General features: G+C 64.5%; 9 protein-coding genes. 6 read left to right on the forward strand and 3 right to left on the reverse strand.

Annotated features, from left to right (window positions below; genetic code table 11):
* The 3 genes from H537_RS0114800 to pruA form a co-directional block, all read right to left on the reverse strand.
* Window positions 1-658 (reverse strand): Glu/Leu/Phe/Val family dehydrogenase (locus tag H537_RS0114800; protein WP_028998528.1); only part of this gene is annotated, 658 nt, incomplete at its 3' end.
* A gap of 7 nt (window positions 659-665) precedes the next feature.
* Window positions 666-2,099, reverse strand: a complete 1,434-nt coding sequence (locus H537_RS43180; protein ID WP_084150690.1) for a DUF3422 family protein — start codon at window positions 2,097-2,099, stop codon at window positions 666-668.
* A gap of 197 nt (window positions 2,100-2,296) precedes the next feature.
* On the reverse strand, window positions 2,297-3,895 hold the full coding sequence (gene pruA / locus H537_RS0114810; RefSeq protein ID WP_028998529.1) for an L-glutamate gamma-semialdehyde dehydrogenase: 1,599 nt from the start codon (window positions 3,893-3,895) through the stop codon (window positions 2,297-2,299).
* Between the two features lie 240 nt (window positions 3,896-4,135).
* Here pruA and H537_RS0114815 point away from each other — a divergent pair, with 240 nt between their 5' ends.
* The 6 genes from H537_RS0114815 to putA all read left to right on the forward strand — a co-directional run bounded on the left by H537_RS0114815 (window position 4,136) and on the right by putA (window position 13,931).
* The gene (locus H537_RS0114815) at window positions 4,136-5,137 is read left to right on the forward strand and encodes a LysR family transcriptional regulator (RefSeq protein WP_028998530.1); all 1,002 of its coding nucleotides are present in this window, start codon (window positions 4,136-4,138) and stop codon (window positions 5,135-5,137) included.
* A gap of 606 nt (window positions 5,138-5,743) precedes the next feature.
* On the forward strand, window positions 5,744-6,820 hold the full coding sequence (locus tag H537_RS0114820; RefSeq protein WP_028998531.1) for an ABC transporter ATP-binding protein: 1,077 nt from the start codon (window positions 5,744-5,746) through the stop codon (window positions 6,818-6,820).
* A 60-nt stretch (window positions 6,821-6,880) separates the two neighbouring features.
* A complete protein-coding gene (locus H537_RS0114825) occupies window positions 6,881-7,945 on the forward strand; it encodes an ABC transporter substrate-binding protein (protein WP_028998532.1) in 1,065 nt (354 codons plus the stop codon).
* A 1-nt stretch (window position 7,946) separates the two neighbouring features.
* A complete protein-coding gene (locus H537_RS0114830; protein ID WP_238446695.1) occupies window positions 7,947-9,293 on the forward strand; it encodes an ABC transporter permease in 1,347 nt (448 codons plus the stop codon).
* Window positions 9,294-9,297: 4 nt separating this feature from the next.
* The gene (locus H537_RS0114835) at window positions 9,298-10,128 is read left to right on the forward strand and encodes an ABC transporter permease (protein WP_028998534.1); all 831 of its coding nucleotides are present in this window, start codon (window positions 9,298-9,300) and stop codon (window positions 10,126-10,128) included.
* A gap of 38 nt (window positions 10,129-10,166) precedes the next feature.
* Window positions 10,167-13,931: a bifunctional proline dehydrogenase/L-glutamate gamma-semialdehyde dehydrogenase PutA gene (gene putA / locus H537_RS0114840; protein WP_156901726.1), complete on the forward strand. Its 3,765-nt coding sequence runs from the start codon at window positions 10,167-10,169 to the stop codon at window positions 13,929-13,931.
* The last annotated feature ends 16 nt before the right edge of the window (window positions 13,932-13,947 follow it).

A 13,947-nucleotide genomic window follows, 5' to 3' on the forward strand; every position in this document is an offset into this window, starting at 1 on the left:
CGTCCAGCGGCAGGTTGATGCGCCGCGCCGCCTCGCGCCCGGTGACGAACACGCCGCGACCCGTGGCCTTGACGCGTCCCAGCGAGCCGCCGAGGTGGATGGGCTTGCCCGTGACCACGCCGGTGGCGGTGGCGCCGGTGTTCATGGAGTAGGTGTCCATCATCCAGGCCATGACCTGGGCGTTGGTGTTGACGTCCGGCGCCGGGATGTCGCGCTGCGGGCCGATGATCAGCCCGATCTCGCTGGTGTAGCGCCGCGTCATGCGCTCCAGCTCCTTGACCGAGAGCTGCGACGGATCAACCCGGATGCCGCCCTTGGCGCCGCCGAAGGGCAGGCCCACGCCGGCGGTCTTGACCGTCATCCACGCCGAGAGCGCCATCACCTCGTCCAGCGTCACGTCCGGGTGGAAGCGGATGCCGCCCTTGCCGGGGCCACGGCTGAGGTTGTGCTGCACGCGGTAGCCCTCGAAGTGCCGCACGCTGCCGTCGTCCATCTCGATGGGCACGTCCACGATCAGCACGCGCTTGGGCCGCTTGAGCGTCTCGGCCCAGCGTGCCAGGCTGCCCAGGTACGGGATCACGCGGTCGACTTGCGACAGGTAGGTTTGCCAAGGATTCGAGGCTGCAGTCGATACGTAGGAAAGACGCGTGTTGCTCATGTGGGGCTCACGGGGTTGTGGTCGGGAAAATGCGTTGAGTCGATGGCGTCGATGCGCACAGGGGCACGGGCCTTTCGTGGGCATGGACCTGTGCAGGTGGCCCTTTCCTGTCTCGCGCCAGGCGCTTGTGGATGCGGCGGATCGACAACCACACGCAAAGGGCGACCAGCGGTATCGCGGCGGCCGAGGTCAGCTCTGGATTCAGCGGCAGTCCGGCCTTCTGTGCCCCTTTGGCCAGGTATCCCGCTAGGCCCACGATGTAGTACGTGATCGCTGCCACCGATAGGCCTTCGACGGCGGACTGGAGCTGGAGCTGCACCTGCTGTCGCTCGTTCATCGCCTTGAGCAGCGCCTGGCTGTTGAGCTGCTGCTCGATCTCGACACGAGTCCTGAGCAGGTTGCTCACGCGTGACACGCGCTGCGACAGCGCGTCCTGCCGGTGCGCCGTCCAGGCGCAGGTACTGCGAGCGGGAGACATCCTTCGCTCCAGGAAGCGGCCCACTGTCTGCAGCCCCGGTAACGGGCTCTCGGCAATGTCCTTCAGGCGCCGGTCCAGGAGCTCGAAGTACGCAGCACTTGCGGAGAAGCGGGCATGGGTCTGTGCATAGTGGCTCTCCACCTGCGCAGCCAGTCGCGTAAGCCGGTCGAGCAGGGCCTGCTCATCACGGCCCTGGGCACTCTGGATAGCCTGGGACAGTGCGGCCAGCTCTCGCTCGGCGTCAGCCAGCAGCCCAGAAGCCTTGCGCGCGGCAGGCAGGGCCAGCAGCGCGGCCATGCGGTAGGTCTCTATTTCCAGCAGCCGCTGCACCAGACGCCCGAGCCTGCGCGCATCGAGTCCGTCGCACAGCAGCAGCATCCGTGAAAAGCCATCTGCGTGGATGGCGAAATCGCTGTAGATGCAGGCCTGCCCGTGTGCCACGCCGCTGGCCACCAGCATCTCCTCGTTCATCAGCCGGCGCGCCATGCTGGCGGAGCAGCCCGTAGTGCTGGTGTCGGCGGCAGCGTCGGGAAGCACCCAGAGATGCATCGCGCTCAGGGTTCGCCCAGGCAGCCTCTGGACCCACTCCTGGGGGACCGAGGCATAGGCGGTGTCGCGGGATGCGGACAGGGTCTCGACCAGATCGACACTGGGCTCCCGGTCAATGTGAAGCGGCCTGGAAAACGTCCAGGTCACGAATTCGGTATGCAGTTCCCAACGCAACCGGAAGCCTCCCAGGTCCGCACGCAGATGGCTGCATTGCGCGTCGGGTGGAGGCAAGTGATGGTTGCGCAGCAGGACTGCCAGGTGATGCCGGCTCAGCTCACGCTGCTGAGCATCGCACGTCATCACGACGTGGGAAATGGCCAGCGGCAGCGCCATGGCCTCAGGCGGACGCGCATGGATCTCGTTGTGCAGCGCGGCCCTTTGGGCATGGGCGATTGGCAACTCGGGATGCGACATGTACCTGATCCTGGCGGGGAGGATCTGCTGGATGCGGGCAGCCCAGGGATGCACCGGCGGCATGCGCCGACCTCGGTCAGGCCATGCCGATGGTGCGCCATGGCGGGCTCAAGGCGAGCCCGCCATGGCGTGTGGCGCCGCAGTGAAGGTGTGCGCGAACCCACACGGGCCCGCGCGACGTCAGTGCGCGGGCGTGCTTACCAGCTGCGCGGCGGCGCGTAGGTCTCCTTGACCACGCGCGGCGAGGTCCAGCGCAGCAGGTTCATCCACGAGCCTGCCTTGTCGTTGGTGCCGCTGGCGCGACCGCCGCCGAAGGGCTGCTGGCCCACGATGGCACCGGTGGGCTTGTCATTGAGGTACAGGTTGCCCGCGGCGTTGACCAGCACCTCCTGCGCCTGGCGCAGTGCCTTGCGGTCGGTGCAAAAGATAGATCCCGTCAGAGCGTACTTGCTCGTGGAGTCGATCAACGGCAGCAGCGTGGTCCACTCGTTGTCGTCGTAGACGAACACGGTGAGCACCGGTCCGAACAGCTCGTCGCACATCAGCACGTGACGGGGGTCCTCCACCTTGAGCACCGTGGGCTCGATGAAGAAGCCCGGATCGTCGCGGAAGCCGCCGCCGGCCACCACGCTGACCCGCGCATCGTCCTTGGCGGCCTTGAGGTACGTGGTGATCTTGGTGTAGCTGTTCTGGTCAATCACGGCGCCCATGTAGGTCGAGCGGTCCGCAACGTCACCGACCTTGAGCTCGGCCAGGATCGACTTCATCTGCGCGCTGACCTTGGTCCACAGGCTGCGCGGCACGTAGGCGCGCGATGCCGCGCTGCACTTCTGGCCCTGGTAGCCGAAGGCACCGCGCACCAGTGCGATGGCCACCTCGGAAGCGTCAGCCGACGGGTGGGCCAGCACGAAGTCCTTGCCGCCCGTCTCGCCCACCAGGCGCGGGAAGGTGCGGTACTTGTCGATGCCGCTGCCCACGCGCTTCCACAGGTTGCTGAACACCTCGGAAGAGCCCGTGAAGTGCAGCCCGGCGAAGTGCGGCGATGCCAGCACCTCGTCGGTGACCATCGTGGCGCGGCCCGGAACGAAGTTGATCACGCCTGCTGGCAGGCCAGCCTGCTCCAGCGCCTCGAAGAAGATGTAGTTGGCCAGCGTGGAACGGTTGGCCGGCTTCCACAGCACCACGTTGCCCATCAGGGCCGGTGCGCAGGACAGGTTGGTGCCGATCGCCGTGAAGTTGAAGGGCGACACGGCATAGACGAAGCCCTCCAGCGGTCGCCAGTCGGTGCGGTTCTGCGCCGTGCGCGGCGACGTGGGCTGGCTGTCGCGGATGTGGCGGGCGTTGTGGGTGTTGAAGCGCAGGAAATCGACCAGCTCGCAGGCGCTGTCGGGCTCGGCTTCGTCAATGGTTTTGCTCTGCCCCAGCATGGTGGCTGCGTTGATGCGGTGACGCATGCGGCCGCTGATGATGGCCGCGGCACGGTGCATGATCGCGGCGCGATCGGCGAAGGGCATGCTGGCCCAGTCGGCCGCGACGTCCAGCGAGCTCTGAATGGCCTGGCGCACTTGGCCTTCGGTGGGGCGGTGAATGCGTGCCAGCAGCCGGGAGCGGTCATGCGGCGCGTGCAGTTCTTCGACGTCGTCCGAGTAGATCTTCTGACCGCCGATGACGGCCGGAATGTCCACGACCTCGCGGTTGGACAAATGCTGCTGCAGTTGCTTCCACTCGACGGCGCCCTCGGCGTAGGCAAGTTCGGGCTCGTTGGTCGGCTGAGTGAATTCAGGCATGGAGTTCATCGCAAGTCCTCTGGGTGCATGACGGGTGGCAAAGCAGTCGCCAACTTCGCCGGGTTCACGCAATCAGTGTGGAAGTGATGCGCAGACCCACGCATAGCATCAGATTCACTTATACTAATTAAAAGACTGGTCCATCGTTGACCCCGTGGTCGTTGCCTTTTAAGCCTTCCCCAGGGCGCCGCGCGACTGAAATGAGAAGCTCCTTGCCGACCGCCGGCGCATAAGTCCGCAGATTCCGCCATGTCTCAAACCGCCTACGACCAATACCCGGACTGGAACCTCCTGGCTGCCTGGGTAGCCACTGTGGAATCGGAGTCCGTATCGGAAGCCGCCCGCCGGCTTGAGCTGTCGCAGGCGGCAGTATCGATGCGGCTCAAACTCCTGGAATCCAAGATGGGTGTCGAGTTGCTCGACCGCGGCACGCGGCCCGCACGACCGACGGCCGCCGGGATGAGGCTCTACGAAGGCGCCAACGACCTGCTGCGGCGTGCGCCCGAGGTGTTCGAGGGCGTGCGCAACATCAGCCGTGCCAAGATGCTGGTGATACGCATCGGCTGCGTGGACTCGTTCGCCGCGAACGTCGGCCCGCTGCTGTTTCAGGGCATCAGCAGTACGTCGCAGCAGGTGCGGCTGTGGTCAGGCATCACGCCGACGCTGGAAGCTCAGTTTGAGAACCGCGAACTCGACATCGTGGTCAGCACCAGCATGGGAACGCCTCACCCCGCAGTGCAGCGCGTCAACCTGTTCTCCGAGCAGTACGTGGTCGCCTTGCCGGCGCAGTACAAGTCCGACGATTTCGGTTCGCTCACAAAGCTGGGCAAGAGCCTGCCGCTCATTCGCTATTCGGCGCGCTCGTCGATCGGCAAGCAGATCGATGCCTACCTGGAGCGCACGGGCGAATCGCTGGAGAGAACTTGCGAGTTCGATACCACCGACCCGTTGCTGAGCCTGGTGTCGGCCGGCATCGGCTTCGCGATCACCACCCCCATGTGCCTGTGGCAGTCGCGCCAGTTCAGCTCGATGCTGCGCACCGTGCCGCTGACGAGCTTCCGCAACGCGCAGGGCCCTTACCCCGCGTTGAGCCGGTCTTTCTACCTGGTCTATCGTGAAGGCGAGCTGGGTCGCATGCCCAAGGAAATAGAAAGCCTTATCCGCGTGGCGATGAAGAGGAAGCTGACCATTGAAATGGTCAGGACCTTCGGGTTGCCGGAGGAGGTGATCTGCACCATGGTCAACGAGTAGAGGCGCCTGGCATGGCCGCCATGCTGGTGGCAGAGCAGCTCGATGGGTGAAAGCGCAACTTGCTGTTCAGGGATGACGCCTGCATGACCGTAGGCTGGCAGCCCGCCGCGCTCATGAGCTTGCGATGACCAGACGCACTAGACGCGGGCACACCCGTGCACACCAGCTGTCCTGCGCCGCCCTCGCAGCAGCGCCCCACCTGGCCGGTCGCTGCGCCCTCGCGGCAACCAGTGCGCCGTCAGACCTTGTCGTGACGCGGGCATGACAACAGGGTCATGGGCGTGGGCTCCAGCAGGGCTCCGATATGGTGCGCAAGCTGCACCTTATTAGTGAATATACCGATTGACGATTAAAAACTGCACCAAATGTCTTCATTGGCATAAGTGCCGCTGATGCAAAAAATCACTTGAGGTGCGGTTTGCAGGAACTGGTGTGCCTGTGCATACGCTTCGTTCCCATGCCCCACATCAACGAATTTCGAATTTGTTCAAGCGCTCCCGAACCTTGCGGAATTGACATCCATGGCAAGCCTTCCCGGTTGGCGTTTGAATTTCTCTATTCCTGATGTGGCAAGTGCAAGGGCACTCTAGTACGCGAGATTCAGCAATGTCAACAATCGTCTTGTTCAAGGATGTGCAAAAGACCTACGATGGCGAGCACCTCGTCGTCAAGAACTTGAACCTCAGTATTGAAGAGGGCGAGTTTCTGACGATGCTGGGCCCGTCGGGCTCAGGCAAGACAACGTGTTTGATGATGCTCGCGGGATTCGAGACCGCCACCAGCGGCCAGATTCTGCTCAAGGGCCGGGAAATCAACCGGATTCCGCCAGAGCGCCGCAACATCGGCATGGTGTTTCAGAGCTATGCGCTGTTTCCCAATATGTCGGTGGCCGAGAATCTGGCATTCCCGCTGAAGGTTCGCAAGGTCGCTAAAAGCGACATCGAGGCCAAGGTCAAGCGGGCGCTGGCAATGGTAAACATGCAGAAATTCGCCGACCGCATGCCGGCCCAACTCTCCGGCGGCCAGCAACAGCGCATCGCCGTGGCCCGCGCGCTGGTATTCGAGCCCGCGCTGGTGCTGATGGACGAACCGCTGGGCGCGCTGGACAAGCAGCTGCGTGAGCAGATGCAGTACGAAATCAAGCGCATTCATGAAGCCAGCGGCCTGACCACCGTCTATGTCACCCACGACCAAGGCGAAGCCATGACCATGTCGGACCGGGTGGCCGTTTTCGAAAATGGCCGAATCCAGCAGCTGGCGTCGCCCTCGGATTTGTACGAACGTCCCGAGAATGCTTTCGTGGCCGGTTTTATCGGCGAGAGCAACCAGCTCCAGGGTGCCGTCACCCGGCGTGAAGGCGCGCTGTGCAGCGTGAAACTGAAGCAGGGCGTGCAAGTCACCGCCATGGCCGGACACGACATCACCGCGGGATCACAGGTCACCCTGTCGCTTCGTCCCGAGCGCGTACTGCTGGGCTCGCAGGCCGCAGGCTGCGAGAACGTGTTCAACGCCAAGGTGAAGGACGTCATTTACTACGGTGACCATCTGCGGCTGGTCTGCGATGCCAACCTGGCGGGTGATTTCATCGTGAAGGTTTCCAACGACGGGGAGGGGCGCCGCATCCAGAGCGGCGACACCTTGAATTTGGGTTGGAAGGCGGAAGCCTGCTGCGCCCTGCAATAACAGAAAGCACGGGCTTCCGGCGGCACATTCAACAACGTTTTAATTTCCAGGAGATTCACCATGCGCGCACGAAATTGTGTGGCTTCCGCGGCTGTCGCTTTGCTCATGGCAGGCGCTGCAAACGCGTCGGAGTTGAGCTTTGCATCTTGGGGCGGAGCGTGGCAGGACGCCCAAGAGAAAACGGCCGTGCGTCCGTTCGGAGCCAAGAACAAGGTCAGTATCAAGTCCAATACCTACAACGGCGGCATCGCACAGTTGCGCACCCAGGTCCAGACCAACAATGTGACCTGGGACGTGGTTGACATGCAGCTGGCCGACGCGATGCGTGCCTGTGACGAGGGGCTGCTGGAGAAGATCAATCCGGCAGTGGATCTTGCGCCGGTGGGCGACATGAAGGCGGTGGACGATTTCCTGCCCGGCGCGGTGAGCGAGTGCCTAGCCGGCAGCATCACCTGGTCCACGCTGATCGTCTTCAACAAAGACAAGTTCGGTGCGACGCCACCCACGAAGATCGCCGACTTCTTTGACCTGAAGAAGTTCCCCGGCAAGCGTGCGTTGCGCAAGGCCCCGGACGGTGCCCTGGAATGGGCATTGCTGGCTGATGGCGTGCCGGCCGACCAGGTCTACAAGCTCCTGGCAACCAACGCTGGCGTCGAGCGTGCCTTCAAGAAGCTCGACACCATCAAATCTTCCGTGGTCTGGTGGGAAACGGGCGCGCAGCCGCCCCAGCTTCTTGCCGATGGGGAAGTGACGATGTCCAGCGCGTACAACGGCCGCATCTACAGCGCCATCGTGTCCGACAAGAAGCCTTTTGACTTCCTCTGGGACGGCCAGCTGACCAACATCGAAGGCTATGCCATCGTCAAGGGTGCCAAGAACCTCAAGGAGGCGAAGGCTTTTGTCCGCTACGCGACGGAACCTGAAACCCTGGCTGCGCTTGCACCGCTGACCGCCTATGGGCCGGCACGCAAGTCCTCGCTGCGCTACGTCGATGCCAAGGTTGCGCCCTACCTGCCCACGGCGCCAAAAAACATGGCTGGCGCACTTAACGTCAGCCCGGAATTCTGGGCCGACCATGCCGACGATCTGAACCAGAAATTCGCGGCTTGGCTGAACCGCAAGTAACTTGCGCAGCCAACAGCAGCGGACGATCAGAAACCAGCGGAAATCCATAGCGGCCATGACGAGCATATCTCTCGACGTTTCAAGCGCGGCCTGTAACGCCGATCAAAATTCGATCGGGGGCACAGGGAAGCACCAGCTCAAGGCTCGGCTTCGCAAAGCTGAGCGCATGGGTCAGATTCGCGCCTACATCCTGATCGCCCCGCTGCTGGCGTTCTTGCTGTTCTCGTTCCTGGTCCCTATCGGGAACCTGCTGATCAAGAGCGTCCACGACCCGCTGGTGTCTCAGGAAATGCCACGCACCACGCAGGCGCTCAATGCCTGGGATCCCAAGCATTCGGAAATCCCCGGCGAGGCAGCCTTTGCGGCGCTGGCCGATGACTTGCGCGCGGGCAAGGCTTCCGCCGGTGTGACCAAGGTCGCCATGCGGCTGAATTTCGAGAACTCTGGGATGCGCAGCCTGCTCATCAAGACGGCGCGTCAGCTTGACAGCGCCGACGCGGTGGACAACTGGCAGCTGCGACTGACCAGCATCGATTCGCGCTGGGGTGAGAAGCAGGCCTGGTCTGCGCTTAAGCGCACCTCGTCGGCCTGGACGCTGGACTTCTACTTGAAGGCTTTCGACTTGGAGCGCGATGACAGCGGTGCCATCGTCCGACAGCCTGAGGACCAGCGTGTCTACGTCGATGTCTTCGTGCGCACGGTCTGGGTTGGCCTGCTTGTGAGCGTGCTGTGCCTCGTGATCGCCTATCCGGTGGCTTACTTCCTGGCCAACATCCCGGCCAAGTACAGCAACATCTTCATGATCATGGTGCTGTTGCCGTTCTGGACGTCGTTCCTGGTGCGCTCCATCTCATGGATGGTAGTCCTGCAGAGCAACGGCATCCTCAACGGCCTGCTGGCGTACTTCGGACTGTCGGACAAGGGCTTGACGCTCATCTACAACCGCTGGGGCGTGCTGATCTCCATGACGCACATCCTCCTGCCCTACGCCATTCTCTCGCTGTACAGCGTCATGAAGAGCGTGCCGGCGATCTACATGCGTGCGTCCCGCTCGCTGGGTGCGGGCCCCGTCCTCTCCTTCTGGCGCGTGTACTTCCCGCACACGCTGCCCGGCGTCGCCGCCGCGCTGCTGCTGACCTTCATCCTGGCCGTGGGCTACTACATCACGCCGGCCATGCTGGGCGGCCCAGACGACCAGCTGGTGAGCTACTACATCGCAAACCACGTGAACACGACCTTGAACTGGGGTCTGGCTTGCGCACTGGCAACGGGTCTTCTGGTCGGCGTCATGTGCGTCTACGCCATCTTCTCTCGCCTGACCGGCGGCAGCGGCGTCAAACTGGGGTAATGGCATGTTGAAGTTTCCCGCCTACGTTTCCGTGTGGGGTGCCCTGGGCCGCTATGCCCATGTCGCCTTCTCCCTTGGGGTGCTGGTATTCCTGCTGATACCGATCCTCGTCGTCATTCCTCTGTCGTTCAACTCGGAACCCTACTTCACGTACCCGATGGCAGGTGTGAGCCTGCGCTGGTACGAGGAGTTCATCAGCCGGCCGGAGTGGCGCTTGGCGCTGACGAACACGCTGATCGTGGGTATCTCCTCCACGCTGCTGGCCTGCGTGCTGGGCGTGCTGGCAGCGCTGGGCCTGATGCATCCGCGACTCAAGGGTGGTGCCGTCGTCCGCGGCCTGCTGCTGTCGCCCATGATCGTGCCGTTCATCATCACGGCTGTCGGCGTGTACTTCGCCTTCAGTCCCCTGGGCCTGGTCAACAACCTGTTCGGGCTCGTCGTGGCGCACGCCGCGTTGGGGGTGCCCTTTGTCGTGGTGTCCGTGACGGCGACGCTGGCGGGTTTCAACGAGAACCTCACGCGTGCGGGCCGCAGCCTCGGCGCCTCGCCGCTACGTGTCTTTATGAGTGTCAAGCTGCCGCTGATTGCGCCGGGCGTCATCTCGGGTGGACTGTTTGCGTTCGCAACATCGTTCGACGAAGTCGTCGTGGCCATCTTCCTCGCCAGTGGCGACCAGCGCACGGTGCCGCGCGAGATGTGGTCCGGTGTACGCGAGCAACTTAGCCCCACCATCCTGGCAGTCGCCACCGTTCTGGTCGTGATGTCGGCTTTGCTTCTCATCTCGCTGGAACTGCTGCGCCGGCGCACGGAACGCTTGCGCGGTATTGCAGGTTGATCATGACAACAGCCACTTTCAACGCCCAAAGAAATCCCATGTATACCGAGAACTACGCTGTGGGCCCGTCGGCAGATCTTCTGTCTACGCTGCGCGCAAGAATCGACGCGGCGGACCTGGTGGATGAGGCCACGGCAGTGGCCGCCCTTATGAAGGAAGCCGCGTTGCAACCCGCGCAGCTCAGCACCACGCAGGCGCTGGCAGCGCGGCTTGCCCAGGGCGTGCGCAAGTCGCGGCTCGATGCCGGGGGCATTGATTTGCTGACGCAGGAGTTTTCCTTGGACAGCCGCGAGGGCGTGGCGCTGATGTGCCTGGCCGAGGCCATGCTGCGTGTGCCCGACACGGAAACCCGCAACAAGCTCATCCGCGACAAGATCGTGGACCAGGACTGGCGCGCGCATGCGGGCAACTCGCCTTCGCTCTTCGTCAACGCGACCGCCTGGGGCCTGTTCGTCACCGGCAAGCTGCTGAAGAAGCCCGACGAGCAGGCGCTGGCTGCAGCCTTGTCCAACGTGCTGCGCAAGGGCGGCGAAGGCGTGGTGCGCGCCGGCGTGGCCTACGCGATGCGGCTGCTGGGCAAGCAGTTCGTGACGGGCCAGACCATCGAGGAGGCCATCGCCGAGGCGCGCAGCCGTGAGAAGCGGGGATACCGCTACTCGTACGACATGCTCGGCGAAGGCGCGCTGACGCCCGAGGATGCGGACGCCTACTACGAAGCCTATCTGCATACCATCGAGGAGATCGGCAAGACGGCCAAGGGGCAGGGGCCCATCGAGGGTCCGGGCGTCTCGGTCAAGCTCACGGGCCTGCACCCGCGCTACGAGGTCAGCCAGCATGGCCGGGTGATCGAGGAGATGTATCCGCGGCTGCTGAAGTTGGCCTGCGCGGCCCGCCGCTACGACATCGGCTTTCACCTGGACCAGGAGGAGTCGGCGCGCTTCCCGCTGACGCTGGAGATGCTGCAGCGTCTGGCCCACGCGCCGGAGCTGCAGGGCTGGTCGGGCCTGGGCATCTCGCTGCAGGCGTACCAGAAGCGCGGACGCGCGGTGGTGGACTGGCTGATCGAGTTGGGCCGCTCCACGCAGCGCCGCATCCTCGTGCGCCTGGTCAAGGGCGCCTACTGGGATACGGAGATCAAGCGCTGCCAAGCCGAGGGCACGGCCAACTACCCCGTGTTCACCCGCAAGGTGCATTCGGACGTCAGCTACCTTGCGTGCGCCAAGGCCTTGCTGGCCGCGCAGGACGCGATCTTCCCCCAGTTCGCCACGCACAACGCCTTTTCCATCGCCGCGGTCCACACCTTGGCGGGCGACAAGGCCTACGAGTTCCAGTGCCTGCATGGCATGGGCGAATCCATCTACGACCAGATCGTGGGCCCCTCCAACCTGGGCCGGGCTTGCCGCATCTACGCGCCGGTCGGACCGCACGCGACGCTGCTGGCCTACCTGGTGCGGCGACTGCTGGAAAACGGCGCCAATACGTCCTTCGTGAACCAGGTGGTCGACACGGACGTGCGCATCGAGGACATCGTGGCCGATCCGGTGGCCAAGGCCGCGCAGACCCGTGGCCAACCCAATCCCGGCATTCCCCTGCCGCCCCATCTGCCGTCCTGGCGCAAGGGCTCGGCCGTGGTGGCCCTGTCCGACAGGGCCGCGCTGCAGGCCGAGTACCGGCGTCTGATGGAGAGTCGCCCCGCCATCGAGCCGCTGTGCGCGTTCGCGTCCAGTGCCGCCGCGCAGCAGCCGGTCGTGGTGCTCAATCCCGCGGCTCGCAATGAGCAGGTCGGTACCTACACCAGCTCTGGCGTCGCTGACGTGGCCCAGGCGCTGCGCACCAGCCAGGAAGGACAGAAGGCCTGGGGCAGCCGCTCCCTGTCGGAGCGCATGCAGATGATCACGGCTGCCGCACAAGCCATGGAAAGCAGCGCTGCCCGGCTGGGCGCGCTGTTGGTGCTGGAGTGCGGCAAGACACCTGCCGAGGCCGCAGAGGAAATCCGCCGCGTCACGGATCTGTGCCGGCTTTACGTGGCCCAGGCGGCCACCGATCCGACCGTGACAGCGGCCAAGTCGCTGGGAACCGTGGCTGTCGTCACTTCGTCAAGTGCTCCGCTGTACACGCTGGCAGGCCAGATCGCGGCCGCGCTGCTGGCCGGCAACGCGGTGGTGGCCAAGCCGTCGTCGCATGCCTCGCTGGTGGCGCATGAGGCGGTCAAAGCCTTCCACGCCGCCGGCGTGCCGGCCAATGCCCTGCAGCTGCTGCTGGGTGCCGGCGGCACGGTCGGTGCGGCACTGGTGCGCGACCCTGGGGTGGCGGCCGTGCTCTTTACCGGCACGCCCAAGACGGCAGCGGACATTCGTGAAGCGGTGTCAACCTTGCCGCACGCTCCGGCGCTGATGGCCAATACCGGCGGCTTCAACGCGATGATCGTGGACAGCTCGGCCCTGCCCGAGCAAGTCATTTCCGACGCGGTCTTCGGGGCCTATGACTGCGCGGGGCAGAAGGGTGCATCGCTCAAGCTGCTGTGCCTGCAGGACTCGGTGGCGGACAAGATCATCGGGATGCTGGGTGCCATGCTGCTGGAGCGTTCGGTGGGCGACCCGCGCGAGCCCGATACGGACGTCGGTCCCGTGGCAACGCAGGCCATCCAAGACCAGGCCGACGCCTACCTGGCACGCATGGAGGCCAAGGGGCTGCGCGTGATCAGGACCACGCGGCATCACGGATCGACGCAAGGCCTGTACGTCCAACCGGCCATCGTGGACGTCGGTGACATGCAGGCGCTGGCACAGATCGACCAGAACGTGCGCGGGCCTATCCTGCACGTGGTGCGGTGGAAAGCCCATGAGCTCGAGGCGCTGCTCGCCCAGCTCAACACGCAGGCCGACGTCGCCACGCTGGGGCTGCACACCCGCATCAACGAAACCACGGGCCAGGTGCTGACGCAGTCCACTGCCGAGGCGATCTTCGTCAACCGCGCTATTCACACGGCTCGCGTGGGCATGCAGGTCGAAGGCGGCATGGGGCATGCGGGCACGGGACCGAGCATCAGCGGTTCGCTCTTCCTGTCACGCCTGGTCCAGCCGCTGCACGTGCTGGCGACGAGCAACGAAGGTCCCTTCGCGCCCCGGCGCAATCTCTCCAGTGCGAAGTTCATGGAGTATCCCGTTGCCAAGGGAGAGAGCCTGGAGGAACGGAACCAGCACCTGCGCAGGACCATCGAGCAACGTGCCACGCTGCTCAGACGGCTCGCTGCCGGCACGGCTGCAGCGCGTCCCGGTCTCCTGCCTGCGCCGCAACAAGCCCAGCTCGATGCTCTCCAGTCCGTGGCCCAGCAATGCCTGCCGCGCGGGCTGCCTGCCCTGAGCGGCGAGGAGAACACGCTGGAGTACCTGCCTCGCGGTGCCGCACTCTGCATGGGGCCGACGATGGACGACTTCGTGGCCCAGGCCATGACCGCGGTGGCTGTCGGAGCGAGCGTCATGCTGCCGCGTACTGGCGAGACCAGCGTGCTGGCGCAGGTCCTCGGCGCCGAGCAGTGCACGCTGTTCGATGCGATGCGCGAATCGCTGAGCTCGCCGCTCAAGCCGGCTGCCGTGCTGAGCGCCTACTCCGGCGAGCAGGCCCAAGCACTGCGCAAGCGAGTGGCCGCGAGCTGGCCGCTTGCCTTCGTCGAATTGGTCACGCGCGGCCCCGATGGCCTGTACGACTGGACGCGCCTGGTGCGCGAGCGCATGACATCCATCAACGTCAGCGCCGCCGGCGGTAGCGAAGCCCTGATGATGGTGAGCGATCTCGACGAATAACGGCGCAGACGAAGGC

The organism is Azohydromonas australica DSM 1124, from assembly GCF_000430725.1.
GTDB classification, from domain to species: Bacteria; Pseudomonadota; Gammaproteobacteria; order Burkholderiales; family Burkholderiaceae_C; genus Azohydromonas; species Azohydromonas australica.